Below are 26,670 nucleotides of genomic sequence, written 5' to 3'. Positions count from 1 at the left end.
TGCCGCGCAGGATTGCCCCGAGTGCGCACGTTCTATGCTGTGCTCACCGTCATGCGCTTCCCTCAGCTCTTCCTGACCACCACCTGCTGTGCGCTGGTGCTCCAGACTCAGGCTCAGGACCTGGATGTGGATCGGCTCTTCGAAGACCGAAATCTGGAACCCGTGAGCCAAATGCTCGCACGGGGTGAGTATGACCTGTGTGCCCGCATCTCTGAGGCCGCCATTCAGCGCGGGATGAAAGCCCCCGACTGGCGTCTGCTGCGCCTCCGCGCCCTGATGAACCAAGGCGAGGAAATCACCGCCCGAGATGAAGTCCAACTCGCCATCAAAACCTTCCCAGGGAATCTGGAGTTGCTCATGCTACAGCATGAAAACGCGCTGCGCATCGGCAGGCAGGACATCGCCTCCCAAGCCCTGACGGAGGTCAACGCTGCCGCCAAGACGAAAGCGGCCAAAGATCGCACAGCGGCGGAGTGGGTGGCGCTGGGTCAAGCCGCCTTGGCGCTCGGAGCCGATGCGAAAAAGGTGATCGCCCAGTATTTCTCCGTGGCCCAGAAAAAGCAGCCCACGTTGGAGTCCGCCTATCTCGCCGAGGGCCATTTAGCGTTGGAAAAAGATGATCCCGGCCGAGCGGCCGACGTCTTCCGCGCAGGACTGAAAGCTCACGGCGAAACCGCCGATCTGCGTGCGGGACTAGCCAAGGCCTTTTCCTCCGGGGATCGTGAAAAGCAAAACGAGAACATCGCCCGAGCCCTGGAACTGAATCCACTGCACGCCGAAGCCCTGCTGATGCGCGCTGAAATGCTGATCGCCGCTGAAAAGTTCCTGGAGGCTGAGGCAACCCTCCAGAAGGTCTTGGACACGCGGCCTAACTGCCCCGAAGCCTGGGCGCTGCGCGCTGCCATTGCTCAACTCAGTGCCTCGGAGACTGCGAAAATCACCAAAGCCCGAGCTCAGGGATTGGAACGATGGAGCCAAAATCCTGCGGTGGATCACACGCTCGGGCGCATCCTTTCACGGGCCTATCGCTTTGCCGAAGGAGCCACCTACCAACGACGTGCGCTGCAGTTTTCCCCAAGCTACCTCCCCGCCAAGGTGCAGCTCTGCCATGATCTGCTGAGACTCGGTGAGGAAGAAGAAGCCTGGAAGTTGGCGGCTAAAATCCGCGAAGAAGATGGCTACAACATCCAAGCCCATAACATCGGTCTTCTCGAAAAAGAGATGCAGGGGTATGTGACGCAAAGTTACCCCGACTTCATCTTGAAGATGCCCAAGCGTGATTGGCCGATTTACGGAGAACGCGCTTTAGCGCTCCTCCGAGAAGCCAAGAGCACGCTGTGCCCCAAGTATGGCTTGGAATTGAACCGGCCTGTGATGGTCGAGTTCTTCGGCTCGCAGCAGGATTTTGCCATCCGCACCTTTGGTAGCTTAGGTGGTCAAGGCCTCCTCGGGGTCTGCTTTGGCACCGTCATCACCATGAATAGCCCAGGCAGCTTGGCGCACGGGCGCAACAATTGGGAATCCACCCTCTGGCATGAGTTTTGTCACGTCGTGACCTTGACCCTCACCCATAACAAAATGCCCCGCTGGCTGAGTGAAGGCATCAGCGTCTATGAAGAGACTCAGCATCAGCCCGCCTGGGGGATGAAGATGGATGCGGACTTCCGCAAAATGATCCTCGAGGACGAAGCTGCGACACCGGTCAGCCAACTGAGCAGTGCCTTTCTCAATGCACCCGACAACGACCACATCATGTTTGCGTATTACCAATCCAGTCAGGTGGTCGCCTACATCATGGAACGGTTCGGCCAAGAGGCCCTCCACGGCATCCTCAAAAGCTTAGCGAAGGGCCAACGGATCAATGACGCCATCTCCGCCAACACCGAAGACATTGGCAAACTGGAGAAGGACTTTGCCGCCCATCTCCAAAACCTCGCCAAAACCCAATTCGGCGCCCTCGCTGACTGGCAGACCCCTCAACCCGAAGAGGTAAATCCCTTGGATGCAGGATCACTGGCCGCCTTCCGTCAGAAACACCCCTCCAACTTGTGGGCCATCCGGCGCTATGCCGAGGCGATGGTCCAGCAAGAAAAATGGGACGAAGTGCTGCGAGCTGCCGAGGACTTGATTCAGTTACTGCCTGAAGACACGAGTGAGCAAGGTGGCTACCAGCTCAAAGCCGAAGCGTTGCGCGGTCTGAAAAAAGAGACCGAAGAACTCGAAGTCCTCCGCCATATCGCCGATCATGAAAGCAGCGCGATGGCCGTCTTTCTTCGCTTGATTGAAGAAGACTCCCGGCAGCAAAACTGGTCGGCCCTTCAGACCCATGCTCAACGTGCCTTGGCGCTCAATCCCTTCCTACGCAGCCCGCAACAAGCCCTCGCAGAGTCCGCTGAAGCCCAAGGGCAAATCAGCGAAGCCATCCAGGCTTGGAGACGAGTCTTGATCCTTGATCCAGCCACGGCTCCGCAGACGCATTTCAGGCTGGCGCAGTTACTCAAACCTACAGATGCCGAGCTTGCTAAACGGCATCTCTTAGACTGCCTCTCGCTAGCACCTCGCTTTCAGGAAGGCCATCGCCTTCTTCGCGATTGGAATGGTTAGGCCAAAAAAACAGCGTCGGTAAAAGCGAGGCCTGTGGCGTCTACTCACACTCCCAGATTGGATGCACAAATTTGTGTATCGCAGTAATTTAAAAGGCACAAGTAATCCCCTAATTCTTTGTTTGTAAATTTAACTAACAGGCCTCTCTGTGTCCCCTCAAATGCGGGCGTTTTCACCCGGGTTCACAAGCTACAGGATGGTGAGCATGTTCACGTTTCACTCACTGCATCAGGGGAATTTGTCCGGCTCAACCCAAAAAACTGCACGTGAGCGCTTGGGGCGCGTTCCCGTTGGAGATGTCCCGAGGCCACGCATCCCCTATGATTTCAACTTGGGCGACGGCTCTAGGGACAGAAAGATGCCTCTCACCGCGCATGTAAGCGATCCAGGCATTGTCGGACAAAACCTCTGGGGCATCCTTCGCAGATCTGAGACCACCCCCGCTCTACCTACCTCTCACCCAGTCCTGCTTTGAAGCTGAGGAAACTGAGGCCTAGATCCCCGCAATCTCCCTGTGATTTGGCTCCAGAAAGCGCATCACAGACCTTCTCCGAACCTCCCGTAACCCTAGAGAGAGAATGCCTCAGCAAGCTTTTCTACCCCCCGTCTTCGGATCGCTGCCCTCAATAGGGATCACAATCGTTTCCTGTGGGAATGAAGATGTTTCGTTCCCCCCGCCTGATACGTATTTAGAAAAAAGCATTGCACCTAGAACAGGACGAGCTTTCCTAAGGGTGTAGTCGGCAAAATTAAAACACAGATATTTCTTACTGAAAACGTGAGCGCTAGGCACCAACAAACTCATATTCCACACGATTTCCCCAATCGTGGCGAGAATGTGCCTGTAGGTGGAACCAGTGCAGAGGAAGCGTATCCCGAAGACTCGCTGCGTGGGCTGGTGGCACGGCTGGAGACGCCGCCCACGCCCAATGCGAGCGAGTCCGAACCCCTCTCCAATGCGTGGATCGATGGCATTGAGACCCGCGTTGGCTACATCTACGACTTTGCAACTCAGACGTTCCTGGAAAACGGGAACCGCCTCGCAGGTATCTACGGATACACGCCTGAGGAAATCGATTCCTTCCCCGAACGCTGGGATTCCCTCATTCACCCAGACGACATTGAAATCGTCAAAGAAGGCCGCGAAGCGCTCCTGAGTGGCGAGATGAGCACTGCAACGGTGCAGATGCGCGTGGCCTGTAAAGATGGTCGCTGGGAGTGGATCCAGCATGACTGGCGTGCCCTGACCCGAAATGATCAGGGTCACATGATCCGCACCCTGGGCTTGGTCCAGGTGATCACCCCCCTGGCACTGGCGACGCAGGCCCTCCGGAATGAAGTCTCACTCAATGCTCTGTGTCGGACCCTGGTGGAAGAGTGGGTGGATGGCATCTTTTTAGTGGATGAGCAATGGCGCATCCTCTTCGCCAACCAAGGCGCTCTCGATGCCCTCGGCTACACTCAAGCTGAACTCCATACCCGTCCCATCACCCATGTTTTGTTCATGGACTTGGGCAAGAAAAAGGAGCCTGCCTTACCTCGATCTTTCCAAAAAGTGACGCTCCGCGGAGCTCACCTGCCTAAAGATGGGAATCGGCAAAAGGTCGAAATTGTCCTGCGCCGCCTGCCTGGAGAAAGAGTCCTCGTCACCACCCGTGACATCCGCGAGCAACTGGCCGCCGAGGAATACACCCGAAGACAGGCGGCCTACTACCGAGGCCTCTTTGAAAACAACCCCTCCGGCGTGGCCGTGTATGACACGACCCTCCAGATCACGAAAGTGAACCCCGCCCTGCGAAGAATGCTGGGTTACACAGAGAAGCAGCTCACTCAGATGAGGGTGCCTGACTTGCTCGATAACCAAAATCGCCCACCAGACGAATTTTGGAAACACGTCATCGATGTCAGCACCAAACCGCGACGCGATATCGAAGTCACGTTAAAAAGCCGTGAAGGTAAGGGCCTCTACGCCCACGCTGCCGCCACTTTCCTCCCCGATACCAATGCCGAAGCAGGTCAAGGCATCATCATTTTCACAGACATCAGTGCCCGCCGTCAGGCTGAACAGGATCTTAAAAAGCAGTCGCTGCTGAACGATACCTTGCTCAAAGAATCCGCAGCCATGATCGGCATGGTGGACCTGGAAGGAAAGATCCTGAAGGTCAATCCGGCGGTTGAAAAAGTCTCCGGCTACAACGCTAAGGAACTGGTGGGTAAAACCATTTGGGAAAGCGGACTCGTCGATCCTGAAGAACTGCCCCGCACGATGGAGCGGCTCAAAAAACTGCAAGCTGGGGCACCGCGAGTCACCGCCATTTCCAGAGCTCGCACGAAATCCGGGGAACTGCGGATCATCCAGGTTCACAACACAGCCACGCGGAATGCCAACAACGAGGCTGAGAGCTACATCATCACGGCCATCGACATCACCGAGCAGCAACGCCTCCAGCATCACCTCATGGAGGCCATCGAGCAGGAGCAAGCTCGAATCGGTCATGACCTCCACGACGGAGTCGGCCAGCTCTTAACGGGCATCGGCGCCTTGGTCGAAATGCTTCAAACCAAACTGGTCGGCACCGAACAATCGGAAGCAGGCCGAATTCATGAACTGGTCAGGCAGGCCATCCAGCAGGTGCGTCAGCTTTCCCGCAACATGTCCCCGGCGGCGATTCAGAACCGGGATCTAGCAGCCTCCTTGCAATTGCTCGCCGACACTGTGCAGACCAGCTTTCGCAGAGAATGCGAGTTCCGCTCGGACCTCGAGGCCAAGATCACCGACCCCACCCAGGGCACCCATCTTTTCCGTATCGCCCAGGAAGCGATCAATAACGCCATGCGTCATGGCAACCCGAAGAAGATCACCATCGCATTGCGCGCAGAGGCCATGGGCCAAGCCGTGATGGAGATCACCAACAACGGCAGCACGTTCGATTGCCGCCCTGGTCAAGAAGGCATCGGCCTCCGCGTCATGAACTACCGGGCCAGCCTCATCCATGCCGATTTCTCAGTGACCTGCCCTCCCGGAGGAGGCGTGCGAGTCACCTGCAAATTTCCCCTGCTACCCAGCGGGGATACACCCCAAGCGACGACCCACAACAAACAGAAATACAAACCGTGAAATACAAAATCTACATCCTCGATGATCACCCCATCGTGATCGAAGGTCTGAAGAAGATCTTGGAAGGTCAAGAGGACCTTCAAATCGTTGGTGCCTCAGAAGACGCTAACACCGCTCTGATGCAAATCCCTAAACTGAAGCCAGACGTCATCATCCTGGACATCACGCTGAAAGACCGTAGCGGCGTGGATCTGGTGAAGAAACTGAAGCAGAGCCATCCTGAAATCCACGTCCTGGTTTACTCCATGCACGACGAAAACGTCTATGCAGAGCGTTGCCTCCGTGCCGGTGCCATGGGTTACATCATGAAGGGCGAGAGCGCTGCTCGCGTGCTTCAGGCTGTCCGTCAGGTGCTCGGTGGTGGCTTCTTTTTCAGCGCCAACCTGCTGGGAAGCATCGTCTCCGGTGGTGGTCCTCGTTCCGGTTCCCGTGGCGAACCAGGGCGCATGCTTAGCGACCGTCAGCTCGAAGTCTTCGAGATGGTCGGCCGTGGCTTCGACTCCCATGAGATCGCTGAAAAACTTCAGCTCAGCGCCAAAACCGTGGACGCCCACAAGGCAAACATCCGGCAGAAGCTGGGTCTTGCCTCCGCTCGCGAACTGCTCATGGAAGCCGTCCGCTGGGTTGAGAAATAAGAGTTGCTCGCACAAACACCAACCACATCGAAAACCGCCGAGGAGTATTGGGGTGCTCCAGGCGGTTTTTTATTGTCGGGGATCCCGACTCAGCCTGCCTGGATGTTTTCGACTCACACGGCACGCTTGCTTCATCACACAGAGCGCTCATTTTTCTTGCTCTGGACCTCTGCTTCAGGCTTTAAACAGGAATATGAAAACCACCTTGTTTCCCTGGCTCGCACTTGCCGGAATGGCCCTGTCGCTACCGAGCCTTGCTGCTGACAAGATTTCGGTGCTCATCATTGACGGTCAAAACAACCACAAATGGGAGATCACCACCCCCGTCTTGAAGGACGCTCTCGAAAGCAGCGGGGCCTTTCTCGTGCAAGTCAGCACCACACCGGCGAAGAAGGCCCCCGCTGCATCCTGGTCTGAGTGGCACCCCAAATTCAGTGACTACGCGGTCATCGTCAGCAATTACAACGGTGAGCCTTGGCCGGAGCCAGTTCGCAAAGACTTTGATCAGTATGTGAAAAACGGAGGCGGCTTTGTCTCCGTTCATGCGGCCAACAACTCTTTTCCGGAGTGGAAAGAGTATAACCAAATGATTGGTGTCGGCGGATGGGGAGGCCGTAACGAGGCTTCCGGGCCCTGGCTTTACGTCAAAGATGGAAAACTCTTCCGTGATTCATCGGCTGGCAATGGAGGGGCCCACGGACCCCAGCATGAATTTGTCGTTGAGGTTCAGAACGCGGATCATCCGATTACCCGTGGCTTACCCCAACGCTGGCTCCATGCCCAAGACGAGCTTTATAGCAAGCTGCGTGGTCCAGCGGAAAACATTAAGATCTTAGCCAGTGCGAAATCCGATCTCACGGGTGAACAAGAACCCAATCTCATGGTGCTCCATTATGGGAAAGGTCGTGTCTTTCACACCACCTTAGGCCATGCGGACTATTCCATGCTCTGCCGAGATTTCTATGAAACTCTTCAGCGTGGCACCGAGTGGGCTGCCTCTGGAGATGTCACGCAAACAGCCGACCTGCCAAGTGACTTCCCCACAGAGCATCAAGTGAGTCCCGTGTCTCTCGAAGGCTACCCCAAACAACCTCGCCAGGCACCTGCGGCCAAGAAGTGATCTGGCACAGCGGCACCGTCTCTCCAGATCGGATTCGACAAGAATTTAGCAGGCGAGATGGGCGCAAGGCGCTCGTTCATGAACAGCATGCTCGCCCGTTTCATCCTGTTCCTGACGCTCAGTAGCTTCCTTTCAGCAGCGCCCAATGTCCTGTTCATCGCCGTGGATGACTTGCGGCCAGAGCTGGGTTGCTATGGAGCGTCCCACATGAAGACGCCCAATCTGGATCGACTTGCTTCACGTGGAGTCGCCTTTGAGCGCGCCTACTGCCAAGTCGCTGTCTGTAACCCCTCACGAAACAGTGTTCTGAGCGGACTTCGTCCTGCCAGCACCACCATCCTGGCTAACAATAAGTTTCTCCGCCCGACTTTACCGGAGGTGGTGACCTTGCCTCAGCAATTTAAGAATCACGGCTACACGTCTCTATCTCTGGGAAAGATTTTCCATCACAGCTCAAGCGAACCGGGCGATGATCCACTGAGCTGGAGTGAACCCTCCTGGTATCATGGCGAGCCCTATCGTCATTGGTTCAGCCAGGAGTCGGATGACTTCATCAAACGCCTGAAGAATCTTCCGAAGAAACAGCAGCCGCGCCTCATTCGAGCCCAGCCCTTCGAAGCCGCCGAGGAACCCGATGATGTGTATCCGGATGGTCAAACCGCCCTGAAAGCCATCGAGACCCTTCAGCGTCTCAAAACTGAGGGCAAACCGTTTTTCCTTGGCGTTGGGTTCGTCAAACCGCACCTGCCCTTCACTTGCCCGCAGAAGTATTGGGACATGTATCCCGAAGCGACGATTCACATGCCTGCGAATGCGACTCCCCCCGAAGGAGTGCCCGCCCCTGCCCTGCATGATCTGTATGAGTTGCGCACCTATGGAGGCATTCCGAAAACCGGTGATCTGGATGAAGCCACCGCCCTCAAACTCATTCGAGCTTATCGCGCTTGTGTCAGCTTTATGGATGCTCAGTTGGGACGTGTCTTGGATGAGTTGGATAAGCTCGGACTGACGGACAATACCATCATCGTGCTCTGGGGAGATCATGGCTATCACTTGGGGGAACAGGGATTGTTTACCAAGATGACCAACTTCGAGCTAGGCACCCGCGTGCCCTTGATCGTTTCGGCCCCAGGATTGACTACGCAGGGTCAAAAGAGTTCCGCCTTGGTCGAGCTCGTGGATCTCTACCCGACGCTGTGTGAACTGGCCCAACTTCCGACGCCCGCGAAGCTCGAGGGCCATAGTTTTACTCCTTTGCTCAAACATCCGTCACGGGAGTGGAAAACGGCCGCTTTCAGTGAATACCTCCGCCGTGGGCCGGAAGGCTACATGGGATACAGCATCCGCACAGACCGCTGGCGCTACACGGAATGGAAAGACCGAAAAGGCAACGCAGCAGGTACCGAACTGTATGATCATCAGAAGGACCCTGCCGAGACAATCAACCTAGTTCAGGAAGCGGACAAAGCGGAAATCGTTCACGAGCTTGCATCCCAACTGCAATCAGGCTGGAAAGCGGCTCTGCCCATTCCATAAACAAGCACCCCGTCTTCTCAACATTTCTTTGTTAGGCCATCAGGGCTAAACAACGACGGTCTTTGAGCTAGCGGGATTCAGTCCCTGAATACCTGCGAGGGCTTTGACGCGTTCGAGTTCGAGCCGGAGATGTTTTTGAAACAGGCTGATGTCTGCACTGTGAATCAGAAGATTGGCTCCCAGTGCAAGAAAGCGAGCCTGCTGCTCTGGGCTTCCCCAGAAATGAATTCCCGCACCGATGCCTGCCGCACGAGCCTTCCGAAAGATCGTCTCACAAGCAGCTAGAAAGTCAGGGTGATCATACTGCTCCGGCACCCCCAAGCTACAGGTCAAATCATGCGGGCCGATCAGCACCGCATCCAGCCCAGGCTCAGCCAGGATAGCATCCAAGGCATCGATCGCAGGCACGCTCTCGATGTTCACAATCAGCAGACGTTGTTCTGCCCCTTTACGCATGTAATGCTCCAACTCGGCTTCCTGAGGTTGGCCCTTCAGGGCCTCCTCCAGTTTCCGACCTTTGATCGGCCTCAGCTTCACCGCACCGCGCAAAGCCCGCACCTGCTCGACTGTTTCCACATAAGGCGCAATCACACCCGCAGCACCTCCATCCAGCACCATCGTCGCCGTATAGGGATCAGGGGATGGGATGCGCACGAGCGGTGGCAATCCTAGCGCGGCATAGGTCTGACACATCCAGGACAAAGGGGCACGATCCAGTGCGATGTGCTCCGTGTCGATGAACACGAAGTCAATGCCACAGCTTCTCACAGCCTCGGGCCAACGTGGTGACGGTGAAACGATCAAAGTGCCAAAAACCGGGGTATTCTGGAGCAATGCAGCAGCCAATTCAGAGGCATTCATTTGAAAAGAACATTAGGCTTGGTCCAGAGTATCTTGGCCAAAAGGATACGGTTAGGCTCTTGTTTACGCCCTTCGGGAAAAGACAATTCCGTGCTTACCACCCACGTCTCGCCTGGGCTGTAATCCATCACGCCAAACCCTGCCGCCAGATCAAGCCCCGTTTCAAGCATCAAGACCTGTTCCGTCGAGCGAATGATGCAGAGCTTATCCAGATCCACCTGAGCAATGAACAAGGGAGCGCGATGCCGGAAGACATGATCGTTACCCGCTCCTTTGCGCGGATACACGAGATAAAGAGCATCTCCATGAGCGACCCAATGCTGTTGCGAGTTGTAACAACCGAGCGGCTGACCATCATCAAATTTCCATTCGGTGGGAGCCGTGTAGTGAAGACCATCGTCACCCACTGAGACAAAGGCGCTTTCATCTGCCCTCATGGTTAGGTAATAACGCCCCGAGTAACCGATGACCGAAGGCTCATAAAGACCACGTTTGCCTTTCGTTGTGAGTTCAGAGCCATGCTCCAGATAAGTCAGCGTCTGCCCATCAAAACGGCAACGTGCCACCATGGTCGTATAGGCCCGGCTCTTCGGATCTTTACGATAACGGATGGGCAACAGCAGCTCTCCGTTGGGTAAATCATAACGCTGATGACACCCCGAGTTGGGTTCCAAAATCGCCCGTCCTTCATGATCCTTCTCGGGTAACTCCAGCAATTTCAAACCGCTCCATTGCTGAGTCTCTGGCTGATAAGTGGCATAAGACACTCGCTCATAACCTCGGTTTTCTTTGATGCCTCCATCAAAACCAAAGGTCTTGCCATGAGCCAACACCATACCTGAACGGGCATGAAATTGCGGGCAGATATCCCCCATGACAAAGTCATGCCCGGCCGGTAAACGCGAGCGCCGAAGGCTGATGATCTCCTCCGGCTTTGACCACGTCTGCCCGCCATCCACGGTCTCCGTGAAATAGACGTTTCGATAACCATGGGAGCCTTGTTTTTCGATCTCCTGCGTGGTGATGATCACCCTGGACGGCTCACCGGGAATCAAGGCGGGCCGAGATTGCGCCCAGTGCAAATTTCCCGCACTGGTCTGCACCGTGCTGCGCTGAATCTGGAAGTCCGCCGCAGTCGCCAGTGAACTCGCCATCAAGATGATGAAGAAACTCCGAATCATTTGAGCTGAGTCGGTTCAGTCATGGGCCATTCGTCGGTTCGGAAAGGACTGGCAGGAAGCCCTTCACCATTGTAAAGAATCGCCTTCGGATTAGCCGCCCACGCATAACGTGCCGCCACAGGTTGTTTGATTTCGGGGTTGGAAAGAATCAGAAGATTGCTCGCCACCTTGGCTTGGGCAGGTTTCCACTTTTGGTCGGCACCAGCGACCTCGAAGCCTTCAGCAGCTTCACCTCTCAGGACGAGATCTCCCTGGGCATTGTTAAAGCGGACATGCACAGCCCCGTTTTTGATCTCGTGGTCACGTGGCGTAGGCCCCGAATAAGCAGGCAGCTTCTGCCGATACACCCGCGCTTGGGCCCACAGTGCCAAGCGTTCCCCAACAGATTTTTTATCTTTGGGATGATTGTCATGGGCTTCCCCGACATCAATGGTCACCGCCATTCCCGTATTGGGAACAGACAAGCTCTTCAACATCGCCTCACGCACCAAGGGGCGATAAGCGGCTTGCTCAAAATTGGGCAACTGCACCCACGCAAAAGGCAGGTTGCTGCGCCACTTGGCTCGCCAGTCCTGCACCAACAGCGGCAATTGCTTCCCATAGAGCTCAGCCTTGGCTTGCGTCGAGCAATTGTGCTCTCCTTGATACCAGATGGCCCCTTTGATCGCGTAGGGGATCAGAGGATGAATCATGCCATTGTATAGATTGGCTGGATGATTTTGATCGCGGTCTGGAGGGCCATTGAAACGAGGCTTCCGAGGCAACGTCTCGCCACCTTTGGCTTTGACTTGCTTCACCGCTTCTGCCCAGGCTTTCACGCGTTTGTCATAGGCTTCTTTTTCCTTCGGGCCGTCATAAGTTTCAGCAGCCTTTGCCCAATTCTCCAATCCCACTTTCAGTTCAGGGACTTTCACTTGCGCGTCTTCACTGGTCCAGGCGGCGATGTCGGTGCCACCCCAGGAGGAATTGATCATTCCCACAGGCGTCTTCAGACTCTCATGCAAAGCTTTGCCGAAGAACCAAGCCACCGCCGAGAAGTTTTGTACCGTTTCCGGTGATGCAACCACCCACTCGCCCTCGCAGTCTTCCTGGGCCATTCGGGTGCTGTGTTGTTTGACCGTAAACATGCGCATCTGAGGCAGATTCGCCGCAGACGTTTCTGCCGCAGAGTATTCTCCGCGACTGAAAAGAAACGCCATGTTGGACTGTCCTGAAGCCAGCCATACTTCTCCAACGAGAACATCCTTCAGAGTGAGGGTCTTCTTATTCCCCTTCACCGTCATCACTTGAGGCTCTGCGGAAGCTGGCTGTGGCATCAGTCGCACACTCCAATGTCCATCGGGGGTTGCCGTGGTCGTGGCCATTTCCTTACCCAAGGTCACACTGATGGAATCTCCTGGCTCCGACCATCCCCAGACAGGCACAGCAGTTCCGGCTTGCACCACCATGTGATCGCCAAAGATCCCAGCCAGCTTCAGCTCAATCTCCCACTCATCCGTGCGGAAGGGACTCGCAGGCAAACCCGCACCGTTTTGCAAAGACCAAACAGGATTGTCCGCCCAAGCATAACGAACCGCCACGGGTTGAGACACCTCAGGAGAAGCCACGACCACCCGATTCCCACCGACGATGCGCGCTCGGGCCCAGACGAAGCGCCGATCTGCACCTGCGATGGCAAACCCCTTCAATTCATTCCCGCTATCCTTGGAGGCAAGACCACCTTCAGCATGTTCAAAGGTCAGCGTCACATTCCCACCTTTGACCTCATGTTTGCTCAACAGCGGACCTGACCAAGACTCCATGTTCTGGCCGTACACTTGGCTCAATGCCCAGAGCGACAGGCGTTTGCCCACCCCCTGCTTGTTCTTTGGGTGAATGTCCTTCACCTCACCCAAACCTAAAGCCACAGCCATCCCTGTCTTCGGCACCCGCAGGGTCTTTAGCATCTGCTCGCGGATCAATGGCCAACGCTGCACTTCCACAGGATTCTGCTGAGGCTCGCGATAGTCAGGCAACTGCACCCAGGCAAAAGGAAACTCATACCCCCAGCGACCACGCCAGTCTTCAATCAGCGTCTGCAACTGGAGGCTGTAAGAACCCACATACGGTTTGTTAGAATTGTGCTCGCCCTGATACCAGATCGCGCCTTTGATCGCATAAGGGATGAGCGGGGCTATCATGCCGTTGTAGAGATTGGCCGGATGATTCTGGTGCAAGCGTGGCTGCACGGCCTGAACGGGAGGGCGAGGCTGTGCTTTACCGGCGGCTTTAGCCTCCGCGACAGACTGCTTCCATTGAGTCACGGCAGCCTTGTATTTGTCGGCTTCTTTGGCGGCATCCCAGGGTTGTTTAGCCGCCTCATCCCATGGCGCGATGATCTCAGGATACACAGGCAATTTGGACTGCGCTTCGCGGCTGGTCCACGCTTCAATGGCTGTGCCTCCCCATGATGAATTGATCAGCCCCACGGGTTGCTTCAATTCGCGATGCAGTTCACGTCCGAAAAAATAGGCTGCCGCCGAGAAACGCCCCACCGTCTCGGCGCTGCACACCTGCCAAGTTCCGGTGCAGTCTTTTTGGGGCTCAGCTTTAGAAGCACGCTCCACCGTAAACATGCGGATGTGAGGCTGGTTCGCCGCCTTCTGTTCCTCTTCATAGTTGAGGCTTCCACTCACCGTCATGGCCATATTGGACTGGCCACTGCCTAACCAGACTTCACCCACCAACACGTCCTGCACCTTCAGCGTATTCTTCCCCGTCACCGAAAGGGTCAAGGGTTGGTCGGTGGCTTTCATAGCTGCCAATTCGACCTGCCATTTGCCATCTCCAGCGGTCTTGGCGTTGGCGGTTTGCTCGCCCAGAGAAACACTGACTTCTTCGCCCGCGTCCGCCCAGCCCCAGATGGGCACCTTCACACCGGCTTGCACCACCATGTGGTCTGAGATGATGGCGGGCAGCCGGACATCGGCAAACGCGACCAAAGGCGCGAACGACAAAGCTAATGCGAAAAGTCTCTTCATAGCAGATGGGTTGGACTAACAAAGACGAACCGGAACCCTGAATATTACTGGTAAAAGCGCATGACCATTTTCGATCCAGACTCCTTGCCTCGCTCCGCTCCTAAGCCACCGCAGTCGCTGCGGTCAGGATTCACCCGCCGTGCTGCTTTAGCAGGGTTGGTAACATTGCCCTTCACCAGCGGATGCAGCCTCCCTTCATCAGCCTCACCCTCTGCACACCGGCAACTCGCTGAATTGGAGTTCGAGTCTCAAGGCCGACTGGGAATCGCCGCATGGACCGCCTCTTCCCTTCCTCGCCGTTCAGTGCGGTATCGTCCGAACGAACGTTTTCCCTTTTGCAGCACCTTCAAATTCCTCGCCGCTGCCGCCATTCTCAAACGAACGGAGCAAGACCCAACGGAGTTGGATCGCCACATCCGGTATTCCAAGCAAGATTTAGTCAGCTACTCGCCCATCACCGAGAAGCAAGCAGGCCGTAGCATGAGCCTCGCTCAGCTCTGTGCCGCCGCATTGCAATACAGTGACAACACCGCCGGTAATCTGCTGATCAAAGAACTCGGTGGCACGCAAGCCATGACCGCGTTCGCTCGCTCCATTGGCGATTCGACCTTTCGATTGGATCGCTGGGAAACGGAACTCAATACCGCCATTCCAGGCGATGTGCGCGACATCACCAGTCCCGCAGCCATGGCTCACGACCTCCAGCGGCTCTTGCTCGGCCATGGATTATCCCCTCAACAGCGGAACCAGCTTAGCACTTGGATGCGAGGCAACACGACCGGTGCGGCTCGGATACGGGCGGCAGTCCCCAGCGATTGGGAGGTCGCGGATAAAACTGGTTCCGGTGACTACGGCACCACGAATGACATCGGCATCCTCTTTCCGCCTAACCAATCCCCAATCATCCTGGCCATCTATTTCACTCAAAAGACTTCCCAAGCCCCCATGCGCAATGACATCATCGCTGCCGCGACCAAGATCGTCTTGGAAACGCTCACCGATAACCGTTCATGACTGAAACCGATATCGCCAGGATCGAAGCCACCTTAGCCCTGGCTCTACCCGTTTCTTACCGGGCTTATCTGGCCGAAGACGACCAAACCATTGAGGACCACGGTCCCATTGATGACGTCACAGCACTCCGAGATGCGGATCAAATCATTGAGGCCACCCTCGATTATCGCCGTGGCTTCGAGGGCCTGCCTCCCTGGCCTGCGCAGTGGCTTTACATGGGCGATGAAGCCGATGCCTGCCCCTATGCTTTGGATTGCCAGACGGGCCGACTCATCCACACGGATAAGGGGCATCTCAATCGGCCACCTCTGGCGGACTACACCTCTTTTGAAAGCTTTCTGCAAAAGCAAAAACAAGAGCAAGAAGAACAGCTCATGCGCCCACCTGTTAAAGAAACTTGGGGTGAACGACTACTTGAGTATTTGCCTGTTACGATTGGCCTGTTCTGCTTCTTTGTCGTTTTGCCGTTGATTGGTCTGACGATCAAATTGCTCTACCTATGGATTACGACCGGAGAGTTTCCAAAGTTTGAGTCCTAAATGGGTCTCAGGAGTCCAGGAAAGATGCTCCAAGTAATCTTAACCTGAGGAAAGAGTTTCTCTAGAAACAGGCACGACCAGTTCAGCTCAAAGAGACGAAACCATCTGCACTCACTCAGCCATCTCGCCCCTTATGGAAAGCAACCCTTACAACACTCCGTCAGCGAATTTGTTTGGCTCCACCCATGGCACCGCCGTCGAAGGTGTGCCCGCCGAAGCGATCGTGCAGTTACAACGCACCAAGCCCTGGCTCCGCCTCATCGGGGTTGTCATGTGGATTGCTGTGGGTTTGATGCTCCTAGGTGCTCTCGGAGTGGTCGCCGCCGCAGCCATCGGCGCGGGTGAAATGATGAAGGGCCAAACCGGTGCATTCGGTGGCGTTCCCTTGATCGGTGTGGCGGTCCTCTATGCCCTCATGTCGTTGATTTACATCTATCCGACCGTTAAAATTTGGAAGTATGGCACGTGCATTGGGCGCTTGTCCCAATCCCGCAACCCAGAGGATCTCGTCGCCGCCTTAAATCAACAACGCGCCTTCTGGAAATTCGCAGGTATCCTGCTCATTCTGATGATCCTTCTGTATGTGGTCGTCATCATCGGTGCCGTGGTCTTCAGCGCAGCCGCAGCCGGTGGCTTGCAAAACATCCCCGTGGAAGGCGCAGGCACCGAGAATCCCTAAACGATGGGTATTGGGAGCTCAGTCTCCAGATTCCGGATTTGGCAACGCATGCTGTCGGTTGCCAAACCGGAAAGATCTCGTCAACGAGCGATCTTTAAGACAAAGCCTCGCGCTTGTTCTTATCAAAACGGATGTCTTCGGCCTTCTCGATGAAGATGGTGTCTTCGCAGATATTCTTGGCGTGATCACCGACGCGCTCCAAGAAGCGAGCCACGAAAATCAAATGAAGATAACCTTCGAGTGGAGCCTGTCGTGCTTCCATAACGCGAAGTAACGCTTGGTCCACAGACTTCTCCGCCGCATCGAGTTCCTTATCCAGCAATCGTGTCGCAGCGGCAGCTTCAGGGTCAGCGTTGGTAAAGGCCTGGATACTGGCCTCCAAGTTACGTGCACAGAGATGGTAAACCGGCTGGAGAAGACTCACCTCGGCGATCTCGGGCAGTAGATTGATCGCTCGGGCTCGTTTGGCAATGCTACAGGCCTGATCGGAGATACGCTCCAGATTGTTCGCCACTCGGATCGTTCCCATCACTTGCCGCAGGTCATGTGCAGTGGGCTGGAACTTCAGCAGGATCTGCATCCCAAGCTGATCGATATTTTTTTCCAATTCATTCACGTCCTGATCGGCAGCGATGGCGGAATTGCAAAGATCCGTATTACGCTCCAGCAGCCCGCGCATGGAACTGCCCAGATTGCGTCGAGCAATGCTGGCCATGGTGAGCACCTGCTCACGCAGGCGATTGAGGGAATGATCGAAAGTAGACAAAATGTGCTCGTGCATCGTCGCGTGGCTGAAGTGATCAAGCTACATGGCGGGTGTGACATTTTCGACACCTAATTTCACAGATTGATCCACTTCTGCGACAGTTGCGTAACCTTTCGGCTCCCGATTGGTGCGTTCGCAGAATTGATCATAGGTGATGACTTCAAATTCCCCATTGTCATACTCCAGAATGGCGGTGAGGGATTCCACCCAGTCACCGGAATTTAGATAGTGGGTTTCCCCCACCTTTTTGTTGGCCGGGCTATGGATGTGCCCGCAGATGATCCCCACACAGCCCTTGGCTTTGGCCAATTCCTGGAGCTGTTCCTCGTATTTGCCGACAAAGCTGACGGCGGATTTCACTTTCAACTTCACCCACCGGCTGAGAGAAAAGCTCTCTTTACCCCGGATGCGGCGATACCAATTGTAGGCCCGGTTGACCCGCAGGAGGATGTTGTAACCAATACCGCCTAGCTTGGCGATCCAAGGGTGGTTGGTGGTCACATGGTCGAAACCGTCTCCGTGCACCACGAGATAGTCTCCGTCTTTCGTGTGGTGGATGTGCTCATCGGAGATGAGGAAGTTATCGAGGCGGATGGGGATGAACCGATCCAGAATATCGTCGTGATTTCCGCGCAGGTAAATGATCTGCGTGTTTTCCTTCTCCATCTTTTTCAGCACGGTGCGGATGAAGTGGGTGTGGGACTTGTTCCATCCCCCCAGACGTTTCAGGTGCCAAGCGTCGATGATATCTCCATTCATCACCAGCTTATCGCACATCGTATTGCGGATGAAGTGAGAGGCCTGGGCGGCTTTGCAATCAGGCATGCCCAAATGCACGTCTGAGATAAACACCGTGCGCGCACGCAGTTTAGTCTTGGTCCGTTCCGGCGTGATCGGAGCGTCTGGTGTTTCGTCAAGGTCGTCTGACATGGGGAGAGTGAACGCGGAAAGTGGGATCGAGGTCAAGCCGAGTGTTGAGAAGAGGTCGTGCCAATCACAGAAGTCAATTCAGACTCGAATTGTTCGATGACCCGCTGCCAGCCCAAATCCTGGGCGGCTTGACGGGCGGCTTGGCGTAAAGGAGCTTCATTCCAGGCCCTGGCAGCCATTCTGCATTGGTCGAGAAAGGCCGACTCATCGTCAAAAGGCGCAAGGAAACCATTTTCGCCACTCCGAATCAATTGCCGAGGCGCAGCGTAGTCGTAAGCCGTCGTCACCAGCCCGCTCGACATGGCCTCCAAGACGACGTTTCCAAAGGTCTCCGTGATGCTTGGAAAGAGAAACGCATCGGCACTGGCGTAGTGCGCGGCCAAATCTTCCCCTGTTTTCGCTCCGGTATAAATAAACTCGGGATGCTCTGTCTGTAAGCTTTTCAACTTCGGACCATCGCCTACCACCACACAGGGAGCCGCAGGATAAATCTCACGGAAGGCAGCAAAAGCTTGAGTCAGCAAAACAAGATTCTTTTCTGCAGCGACCCGTCCGACATAGAGTGCAACGGGAGTCTTCTCATCCACTCCCCACGATTCCCTGAGTTCGAGGCTGCGCCGACTTGGGCTGAAGAGGTCGGTATCCACCCCTCGGCCTAAGACACCGACATTCTGAATGCCCCAGCGCGTCAGCATGGCAGCCGTATCCGCACTGGGAGTCAGCGTGCGTGCCGTCTGATTGTGCAGGCTCCTCAGCAATCCCTGAGCCACCGTTTCGAGTCCGGGTAGAGCGTAATCCTCCAAGTAGGTCTGAAAATTGGTGTGGAAACCCGAGACCATGGGTATGCCCATTTTATTCGCCGCACGAATGCTGGCAATGCCGAGAGGCGTCTCAGTCGCGATGTAGAGGGCATCCGGACGAAAGGTTTCATACAACGCCTGCATCTGCCAAGTCGTGGTAAAACCCATGCGCAGGCCCGGGTAACCCGGTAAGGGCATGGCCATGACCGTGTGACGCTTGTAAGGTTCCTGCGCCAACTCGGGAGAGGCTTCCAGCGTGGTCACGATTTCAATCTCATGCCCCCGCTGTTTGAGGCCATCAGCCAAGGTCGCAAGAGTCCTCGCCACTCCGTTAATATCGGGAGGGAATGTGTCAGTGATGAGCAGAAACCTCATGTCACAATCGGCAGATGCTAGTCATAGAAAGCAGATTCGCTTCCTGACAAAGTGTTGCATTGTGACGAATGCGTCACGGTTTATGTTGAATTTATCTAAGGGCTCAAACGATAATGTGACGGACACGTCACCAAGAACCGTTTGGTGACAAGCCCGCCTTTTTGTAAACGGCTAATACGTTATGAGCAAAATCTTGGTGGTTGATGACGAGCCGGATATTTCGGAACTGATTACCCTGCACCTAATGCGTGAGGGGCATGACTGTGTCTGCATTACCAATGGCCTTCAGGTCATGAATGCAGTCATTGAACAAGAGCCTGACCTCATCGTGCTGGACCTGATGCTTCCTGGTCAAGATGGCATGACCGTTTTCAAACGTCTGCGTGCAGACAGCCGCACGCGCTCCGTGCCTGTCATCATGCTCACGGCGAGAGCTCAGGTCACGGATAAGATCAATGGCCTGGAACTCGGTGCCGATGACTATCTCACCAAACCTTTCTCCCCACGTGAATTGTCCCTCCGCATCTCGGCCATCCTCCGCCGGACCAAAAAGGTGACCCACGTCTCCGAAGTGAAGACCGGAGCTTTCCTCCTGGATCGGAAAAACATGAAGTTTTTCCACCACGGTCAGCCGATCGACCTGACCACGACAGAGTTTAAACTCTTAGCGGTTCTCCTGGAAAACGTCGCTGCGGTGCATACCCGCGCTGAGCTTCTCCGCGAGGTGTGGGGTTACTCCGATGATGTGGCTACCCGCACTCTCGATACCCACATCAAGCGTCTGCGGGAGAAACTCGGTGATGCGGGCAAGCACATTGTCACGGTGCGCGGCACGGGATACCAATTTATCCCAGATGCCTCAGCCATCCCCGCAGCCGCAGCTTAATCCTGCCTCGCGGAGCCCAATCCTTGCCGAGACGACCTGACTCTCAGGTCAAGGTCGTTATTGATTAACGTCCACCTTCCTCTCATCGTCCGATTCCCCTCCCTTTCCTTCCTTCATGACCGTCACTATTCTTGTCGTCGCCCTCGTCCTCCTGGCGTTATTCGCCTGGCGTCGGGAGCTTCACTGGCGGCAAAGTGTGCTTAAAATCACGAAGGCAGCCGGGCTGCGGGACTTCGAAGCCGACAAACTGGGGGCCAAATTCGCCGGTCTGATCGAGGCTGAAACCGCCTTACATAAAGAAGAATACCTGCGGCGGCTGTTTGAATCCCTGCTCAATGAAATTCGCCAGGGGGTCGTCATCACCGATGATCATCAGCGCATCAAATTCTGCAACCGCACGATGGGGCATCTCTTCCATCGTCCCTCCATCCACCGAGGGCGGACACTTCTGGAGGAGTTTTCAGATCATGAGATCAACGACATCGTCCAGGCGGCGCTTCTCAATCAGCGGAGGACTGTCAAGGAGATCGAGCTGAACACGCCCTTGGCGGCGGGAATGGTTAGCAGTCGGCACTATCTGATCGAAGCCGCCCCTCTACCAGCTAAAGCCGAGGCGGGCGCTTGGCTCATGGTCTATGACATCACGGAGCAGACCATGGCGGAACAAGTTCGTAAGGACTTCGTGGCCAATGCCTCCCATGAGTTGCGGACGCCGCTGACCTTGATCAACGGGTATATCGAGACTCTGCAAAGTGGCGTCATCAAGGACGATGCCGCCATGAAACGCTGCCTCGATGTCATGGAAAAACATGGCAAGCGTATCATCCGCATCATCGAAGACATGCTGACCATTTCGCGGCTAGAAAATGGCAGTTCCGCGCTGAATCTGGAGCCTTTCACCGCCCGTTCCTGTGTGCAGGATGCGCTGGATCATCTCGCCCCCATGCTGGAAGGCCGGGATACGCGCTTCCAACTCGATTTCCCTTCCGATGGGGGGCACATGGTGGGCGACCGTTTCTACTGGGATCAGGTCTTCACCAATCTTTTGGAAAACGCCATTAAGGAGAATCCAAACCCTGGCTTAATGATCAAAGTCACCGGCCAGTGGTTTGCAGATCACTGCGTCATCCGGGTCAGTGACAATGGCATCGGGATTCCGGCCCATGACTTACCTTTCGTGTTCAAGCGCTTCTTCCGCGGCCATAAGCACCACTCCCCAGAAATCAAGGGAACCGGACTCGGTCTCAGCATCGTCCGGCGCACGATCGAAGCCCACGGTGGAACGATTGAACTGACGAGCACCCCTGGAGTCGAGACAACCTTCACCATCCGGGTACCCTTGACGGGCACCGCCGTCAATTGAAGGGAGCGGAATCAGGGTTGCCCTGAGGCGGTAGAGGGATAGCCTATCGCTGTTATGAACAGCACGAAATCTCACTCCGATTCTCGCCAAGTTTTTGGCAAGGTCGCCGCCGCCGTTGCACTGGGGGCCGTCGTTGGCTCACGTGTTCGTCCGGGAGGTGTCCTTCTTTTCGCAGGCGCTGCAGCCTGGGCCGCTCTACACAAGCGCCCGCAGGACCACGAGACTGCATCAATGCCCGCCCCCAGAGAAGACGTCCCATCGACATCAGAGACACTCACGGAAGTTTGTCCGCCTTCAGAGCCCTTCATCACCAAGGAAACCTCGGATAAACCACCTGCGGATTGGGAGCAGCTACGTGAAGCCTTGATTCCTCCACCGAATCTCTTCACCCCACCGCCGAAACCAACCTCACCTCTTTTAGCCACCCCTCCACAATTTTTCGAGACGCCCGAGCCAGTCCCTGCACCACCTTCACGCCCCGACGAAAAAGCAGTGATTCCAGATACAATCTCCATTCCGGCGACACCGGCTTGGCCAAGTCAGCTCAAACCCAATCCTCTGTTGGGAAGTCCGCCTCCGCAGATCTTCCCAAATCAGAATTAAACGCCTCGCTACTCATACTTGAGCTGGGCCGACATAACGCCTGCTGTGTCTGAGACACAGCGGAGCCAATAAGCCCCGAAGGAAGCAGGAAACTCATGCTCCACCTTTTCCCCTGGCTTGAGGTCGAAGGAGCGGTAGGTCACCCATAATCCAGTGCCACTGACATCGGCTTCAACACGAACCGTCGTCGCGTGATCTGACTGGAGGGTAAGATGCTTGCGGTCATACCCGGTGAACAAATAGGGGTCGCTGGCTTCCCCTGCTTTCACGGAGGTATCCTTCCAGGGACCTCCGATACCCCGAGGCTTTCCGAATTGCCACAAGTCATCGACGGCACCGACCCACAAGGAAGTCTTGCCATCATCCGAAGTCACAATGTGCTCCCCCTGAGCCCCAGCCTTCAGACCGCTTAACACCAACAGACCACGGTAGCTTGCGTAGTCCTTGATACGGCGATTGTGCGTGGCCACTGGGCGAACTTTGGCAAAACCGCCTGCATTTTCTGCGGGTAACTCGAAGAAGGTTCCCCCGGCATTCAGCAGGTCTCTTTCCGTGCAGACCTCACGGCACACTCTCTCCAGTCCCAGGATGCCAGATGTGTCCAACGCAGCATCGCCGCGTGGAAGGCGCCAGCGCCCTTTCTCATCGGAGTAGATCAGAGAGGCCTCGTCATGGTCCAAGACGTTTTCGGGGATGGCGGCATGTTTCGCCGTCCAGGCCAAGCCTTCTGGGTCCTGTTGAGCGGTGAGATCGAACGCACTGCCCAGGTCATAACAAGCACGTGTGCCATCGCGATTTTCCAGCACGTAACGCAGCGTCTTGAACTCGCCGCCACGAGCAAGCAACACGCCTCCCGTCACATCCAAATCAGCAGGCCCCGCCAGCCCGGCAAACATGTCTGCGGCATCGGGCGTCCGTTTATCCTCGTTCCGGTAATGAAAGAATGCCGTGAGCGCCTTCACATCCTGTAGAGGCTTCAGCCTGATCCAGGCACCTGACTCAGTCGGCGCGAAATCAACCCATTGAACGCCTCGAGCAGGAAGTAAGACACGCTGCCTTTCTTGCCAGGAGCCATCGCCCTGAAGATCGACTTCCACCACGACCTCCACTTCATGATCGCTTTGGGAAACCAACTGCAAAGAACGATGAGTGTAACCTGCGAAAAGATAAGGCTCACTCAAAGTACCTGCTTTGACATCATCCTGAAGCCAAACCGCTCCACGGCCAATCGCTGGCCCCAGAGACTCCAGTTTCTCAGGAGCAATGAACCAAAGATTGGATTGTGATTTACCAGGACCGGCCAAACTACCTTTAGCCTTCCGAACATTGAGAAACTCTTTGTTCGCCGAGTCATCACATCCCAGAACGAGACGATCCCCCCATCGAGCGAAATCCCCGATCACCTTCAGATAGTTGCTACGCGGCATGATGCCTGAAGATTGAGAAGGCGAGAAGCTTTTGGGAAACTTCCAAAAGGCTCCATGCATAGTCATGAGCAGGGAGTCTTCCCCGATGTCCCGGATGCGAGGCCACTCGGTATTCCAGCCATGGGCACCATCGTAACTGTGGCTGGACTTCGGCAACCGGTAGCTATGCCAAGTCGCTTCCTGCTGGCCTTCAGCTTTAGCTAAGCACATGAGGATGAGGGAGCGGTGATCCCAGCCGACGCTCCAGACAGGATCCTTGTTAGGCTGAGAATTGCCGTAAATGCCCCCGGGTCCAGTGACCTCGGTGAACTGATTTCTTCTCACCAGTTGCCAATCCTGTCCTGCTTCGCGCCATTCCCCCAGAGCTCCACTCGGGGTGGATGGGTCCGTGAGGACACGTTTATCTCGATCCCCGTTATTGGCATAAATCACACGACCGAAGCCCGAGTATAAACCTTTGCCGTGATAACCCGGCAAGGCGGAGGCCAACCTCGCAGGGGCACTCTCTTCGGAAAAGCCCGGCTTGGGTTTGTTACCGTCTTGGATCAATCCAGTGACGCTGAGGTCACTCAAATCCACCTCATAAAGTCCCTCTTCCATCGTCGCATAATAGACCTTATGTTCAGGATCGGTGAGATGGCGTGCATTTCCCGTCAAGCGCCCGGGCATCCGATTGGGTGGAATCACGCGCACCGTCCGTTCAGCATCGATCACATAGGGCCCGATCAAGAGTTGGTTCGTTTCAGTGTGAATCATCCGGTTAGCCGGGGTTCCCCCCACACTTTCGGGGCGCACGATCTGCTTTAGATCAGGCGTGATCTCATACAATTTGTCACTGGAGCCAAAGGGCAAATGAGGACCGTAGGTAATGACCCACAACCGATCTGCCCAAGGCACGACGGCACCCGTCCCACACTCTCCCTCAGCATTGAACATGGCTAAGTGAGGATAGATCCCGCTGACCTGTCGCGGCTCTTGAGCCGACAAAGAGGCAACTCCCATCAAGGAACAAAGTGAGAAGCAAAGCGGAGTAAAACGCATGAGGAACTTGAACACAAAGTCCATCTTCATGACAAGAACCGTGGCTTATGCTTCGATGAAATCTCTTACACCTCCGCGACCTTCATCTTTGCATGCCAGCCACTCAGTCTCCCCTTCCCCCAGCATTTTGGCATGACATCTCATGCGAGTGGCTATGGGTCTATCACGGCCTCGCTCCAGAGCGCGCCGAGTGGTCCCCAGAGATCCCTGTGCCTGCCGGAGTTTTCTTTGTCGAGAGTGGTCATGTTTCCATCCGTGCGGATGCTCAAGAATTCCATATCGTTCCAGGCCAGGCTTTTTTCTCTGCCCCAGGCATCCGGCAACAAACCTTTGCACCCAAAACACGCCTGCTGTCCGTGGGCATGCGCTGCCTTTGGCCCGATGGTCAGCCCGTTTACTCAGCGGGTTTAAACACCGTTTTTGCGACTCCAGAGATCCAGACGCTCCATCAGGCGACCGAATCCTTGTTCAAGACCGTCCACCCGACAGCAAACCTGATCACTTATGCGATGGCTCGGACCGAGAAGCCACGCTCCCTCTCAGCGTGGGTTCAGCATGACGCAGCTTATTGGGAATGGTTTTCTCAGTATGTCCAGATCCTGGAAAAGCATGACATCCATCCAGCCTCACGCACAGCTCCTTCAGATCGCCGACTCCAGCAGTTACGCCATTGGCTGCAATCCTGGCCATTGAATCTGGCGCTCAATCTGGATGAAGTGGCCGCAGGTTTGTCTCTCACTCCCCGTCGCGTTCACGATCTGCTGCGTCGTGACCTGGGGATGACCGCTCAGGGGTTTCTGGAAAAACGCCGACTAGAGAAGGCGCGTGAGAGATTAGCCCAAGAAGACACCCCGTTGAAGGAAATCGCCTTTGCGCTTGGCTTCAGACATCCCCCTCATTTTACCACGTGGTTTCGTAAACATACAGGCATGACACCCACCGCCTACCGCAGCAGCGGCCTCAATGACGGGGCTTAAAAATTAGCATGCTATCGAATGCCCTTTTGAAACGTTTTCTCTTTCAGTTCTCACTGCGCTCCTTACCCTTTCCCCGCCATGCCGCTTCTCAGCCTTTCTCACATCTCCAAGTCCTACAGTGAACCTGGCAGTGGCAATGTGGTGCCCGTCTTGCGGGATATATCTCTGAGTATCGCGGAAGGAGAATCCGTGGCCATCGTGGGCCCGTCCGGGTGCGGGAAGAGCACCCTGTTGAACATTATTGGCACGCTCGATGTCCCTGACCAAGGTGAATATAGCTTCGACGGCACCTCTGTCTCGGGGCTGTCTGCGACCGATTTAGCAGCTTTGCGCAGTGAAAAGATCGGCTTCATCTTTCAGATGCATCATCTCATGCCTCAGTGCAGCGTCCTTGAAAACGTCCTGCTGCCCACTTTGGCCCTAAAGATCAAGCCTGCCGCAACAGAGTTACAACAACGTGCCGAACAGCTCCTCGCCTCCGTCGGTCTTAAAGACCGTCTGAACTGGAAGCCGGCCCAACTCTCCGGCGGTGAAAGACAGCGTGTCGCAGTTGTTCGAGCCCTGATCAATCAGCCCAAACTGATCCTCGCCGATGAACCGACCGGTGCCTTGGACGAAAAGAATGCAGAGTCTCTGACCACGCTTCTGCTCGACCTCCAGAAGACCACTGGCACCAGCCTCGTCATGGTCACCCATCATCCTGCACAAGCCGCACGGATGGGCCGGACTTTGACCTTGCATGAAGGAACTCTGCTGGGCGCAGGCACCTGATCATCGCCCCACCTCAGTCATCACCACGCACCCGGCCACGGTTTTTCTTCACCCCCGAGCGATTCTTCTTCGTATCGAGAATCCGTTGCTTCAAACCACGGGGCCGGGGGCGGCTCTGACGCCGCAGTTTTTCCCGAGCATTTTGCTCAGCCAACTTGGCCTCAGCGACCACGGTTTCCATGTGGTCGCATAACTCCATGCGGGCCCAGTAGCGATTCATCACCTGCGAACGCTCTTTTTGACAACGCACCTCCAGGCCACTCGGCACATGACGCAAGACCACTGTGGACGAGGTTTTATTGATCTTTTGTCCCCCCGGCCCGCTTCCTCGGATAAAATCTTCTTCGAGGTCTTCCTCACGAATGCGCAGCTTGCGCATTCGTCGGTTGAGAGCCTCTTCATTCAGCAATGACATCCCTGAAAG

The 26,670-nt window shown here is 55.6% G+C and carries 21 protein-coding genes; 13 read left to right on the top strand and 8 right to left on the bottom strand.

The features are described 5' to 3' along the window. Nucleotides 1-21: 21 nt before the first annotated feature. The 5 genes from B5D61_RS19700 (at nt 22) to B5D61_RS19680 (ending at nt 9,013) form a co-directional block, all read left to right on the top strand. Nucleotides 22-2,604, top strand: coding sequence for a peptidase MA family metallohydrolase (locus B5D61_RS19700; protein WP_078815150.1), 2,583 nt, complete (start codon nt 22-24; stop codon nt 2,602-2,604). 778 nt (nt 2,605-3,382) lie between these two features. After that, nucleotides 3,383-5,722 (top strand): PAS domain-containing sensor histidine kinase, encoded by a 2,340-nt coding sequence (locus tag B5D61_RS19695; protein WP_078815149.1) that lies wholly within the window; start codon nt 3,383-3,385, stop codon nt 5,720-5,722. Then, nucleotides 5,719-6,357 carry a response regulator transcription factor gene (locus tag B5D61_RS19690; RefSeq protein ID WP_139373381.1) on the top strand — a complete coding sequence of 213 codons (639 nt, stop codon included), beginning with the start codon at nt 5,719-5,721 and terminating at the stop codon, nt 6,355-6,357. The genes B5D61_RS19695 and B5D61_RS19690 overlap by 4 nt, the downstream gene beginning before the upstream one ends. Nucleotides 6,358-6,550: 193 nt before the next feature. Then, nucleotides 6,551-7,477: a ThuA domain-containing protein gene (locus tag B5D61_RS19685; RefSeq protein ID WP_078815147.1), complete on the top strand. Its 927-nt coding sequence runs from the start codon at nt 6,551-6,553 to the stop codon at nt 7,475-7,477. A gap of 87 nt (nt 7,478-7,564) precedes the next feature. Then, nucleotides 7,565-9,013, top strand: coding sequence for a sulfatase (locus B5D61_RS19680; protein ID WP_217699019.1), 1,449 nt, complete (start codon nt 7,565-7,567; stop codon nt 9,011-9,013). A 45-nt stretch (nt 9,014-9,058) separates the two neighbouring features. Here B5D61_RS19680 and B5D61_RS19675 read toward each other — a convergent pair whose 3' ends face one another. Genes B5D61_RS19675 through B5D61_RS19665 form a run of 3 tightly spaced genes read right to left on the bottom strand, consistent with a single transcriptional unit; the run spans nt 9,059 to nt 14,075 of the window. After that, entirely contained in the window at nt 9,059-9,874 is an 816-nt protein-coding gene (locus tag B5D61_RS19675; protein WP_078815144.1) for an HpcH/HpaI aldolase family protein, read from the bottom strand. Then, entirely contained in the window at nt 9,871-11,055 is a 1,185-nt protein-coding gene (locus tag B5D61_RS19670; protein WP_078815143.1) for a hypothetical protein, read from the bottom strand. Before B5D61_RS19670 ends, B5D61_RS19675 begins: the two co-directional genes overlap by 4 nt. Beyond that, nucleotides 11,052-14,075, bottom strand: coding sequence for a sialate O-acetylesterase (locus tag B5D61_RS19665; RefSeq protein WP_078815142.1), 3,024 nt, complete (start codon nt 14,073-14,075; stop codon nt 11,052-11,054). Before B5D61_RS19665 ends, B5D61_RS19670 begins: the two co-directional genes overlap by 4 nt. 60 nt (nt 14,076-14,135) lie before the next feature. Between B5D61_RS19665 and bla the strand changes: the two genes are divergently transcribed. The 3 genes from bla (at nt 14,136) to B5D61_RS19650 (ending at nt 16,307) form a co-directional block, all read left to right on the top strand. Next, a complete protein-coding gene (bla, locus tag B5D61_RS19660; protein WP_078815140.1) occupies nt 14,136-15,089 on the top strand; it encodes a class A beta-lactamase in 954 nt (317 codons plus the stop codon). Further along, the gene (locus B5D61_RS19655; RefSeq protein ID WP_078815139.1) at nt 15,086-15,628 is read left to right on the top strand and encodes an SMI1/KNR4 family protein; all 543 of its coding nucleotides are present in this window, start codon (nt 15,086-15,088) and stop codon (nt 15,626-15,628) included. The genes bla and B5D61_RS19655 overlap by 4 nt, the downstream gene beginning before the upstream one ends. Nucleotides 15,629-15,761: 133 nt before the next feature. Continuing rightward, a complete protein-coding gene (locus tag B5D61_RS19650) occupies nt 15,762-16,307 on the top strand; it encodes a DUF5362 family protein (RefSeq protein WP_078815138.1) in 546 nt (181 codons plus the stop codon). A gap of 94 nt (nt 16,308-16,401) precedes the next feature. Here the strand turns inward: B5D61_RS19650 and phoU are convergent, their stop codons facing one another. From phoU to B5D61_RS19635, 3 genes are read right to left on the bottom strand one after another with little or no spacing between them, the layout of a single operon-like run. Next, nucleotides 16,402-17,073: a phosphate signaling complex protein PhoU gene (gene phoU, locus B5D61_RS19645; RefSeq protein ID WP_176159549.1), complete on the bottom strand. Its 672-nt coding sequence runs from the start codon at nt 17,071-17,073 to the stop codon at nt 16,402-16,404. 39 nt (nt 17,074-17,112) lie between these two features. Beyond that, nucleotides 17,113-18,003: a UDP-2,3-diacylglucosamine diphosphatase gene (locus B5D61_RS19640; RefSeq protein ID WP_078815219.1), complete on the bottom strand. Its 891-nt coding sequence runs from the start codon at nt 18,001-18,003 to the stop codon at nt 17,113-17,115. Nucleotides 18,004-18,035: 32 nt separating this feature from the next. Further along, a complete protein-coding gene (locus B5D61_RS19635; protein WP_078815136.1) occupies nt 18,036-19,178 on the bottom strand; it encodes a glycosyltransferase family 4 protein in 1,143 nt (380 codons plus the stop codon). A 181-nt stretch (nt 19,179-19,359) separates the two neighbouring features. Here B5D61_RS19635 and B5D61_RS19630 point away from each other — a divergent pair, with 181 nt between their 5' ends. The 3 genes from B5D61_RS19630 (at nt 19,360) to B5D61_RS19620 (ending at nt 22,030) form a co-directional block, all read left to right on the top strand. Beyond that, nucleotides 19,360-20,064 (top strand): response regulator, encoded by a 705-nt coding sequence (locus tag B5D61_RS19630; protein ID WP_078815135.1) that lies wholly within the window; start codon nt 19,360-19,362, stop codon nt 20,062-20,064. 115 nt (nt 20,065-20,179) lie between these two features. Further along, on the top strand, nt 20,180-21,427 hold the full coding sequence (locus B5D61_RS19625; protein WP_078815134.1) for a sensor histidine kinase: 1,248 nt from the start codon (nt 20,180-20,182) through the stop codon (nt 21,425-21,427). Nucleotides 21,428-21,658: 231 nt separating this feature from the next. Beyond that, nucleotides 21,659-22,030, top strand: coding sequence for a hypothetical protein (locus B5D61_RS19620; RefSeq protein WP_139373380.1), 372 nt, complete (start codon nt 21,659-21,661; stop codon nt 22,028-22,030). Nucleotides 22,031-22,038: 8 nt separating this feature from the next. Here B5D61_RS19620 and B5D61_RS19615 read toward each other — a convergent pair whose 3' ends face one another. Beyond that, entirely contained in the window at nt 22,039-24,393 is a 2,355-nt protein-coding gene (locus tag B5D61_RS19615; protein ID WP_217699018.1) for a hypothetical protein, read from the bottom strand. Between the two features lie 197 nt (nt 24,394-24,590). Between B5D61_RS19615 and B5D61_RS19610 the strand changes: the two genes are divergently transcribed. Both B5D61_RS19610 and B5D61_RS19605 read left to right on the top strand, forming a co-directional pair. Next, the gene (locus B5D61_RS19610; RefSeq protein ID WP_078815131.1) at nt 24,591-25,475 is read left to right on the top strand and encodes a helix-turn-helix transcriptional regulator; all 885 of its coding nucleotides are present in this window, start codon (nt 24,591-24,593) and stop codon (nt 25,473-25,475) included. Between the two features lie 78 nt (nt 25,476-25,553). After that, nucleotides 25,554-26,246: an ABC transporter ATP-binding protein gene (locus B5D61_RS19605; protein WP_078815130.1), complete on the top strand. Its 693-nt coding sequence runs from the start codon at nt 25,554-25,556 to the stop codon at nt 26,244-26,246. Between the two features lie 13 nt (nt 26,247-26,259). Here the strand turns inward: B5D61_RS19605 and B5D61_RS19600 are convergent, their stop codons facing one another. Continuing rightward, on the bottom strand, nt 26,260-26,661 hold the full coding sequence (locus B5D61_RS19600) for a peptide chain release factor family protein (protein ID WP_078815129.1): 402 nt from the start codon (nt 26,659-26,661) through the stop codon (nt 26,260-26,262). Nucleotides 26,662-26,670 lie beyond the last annotated feature (9 nt).

Origin of the sequence: Prosthecobacter debontii (assembly GCF_900167535.1) — a bacterium.
GTDB lineage: Bacteria > Verrucomicrobiota > Verrucomicrobiia > Verrucomicrobiales > Verrucomicrobiaceae > Prosthecobacter > Prosthecobacter debontii.
The sequence above is the reverse complement of the archived record's forward strand: the minus strand, read 5'-3'. Positions and strand labels throughout refer to the sequence as shown.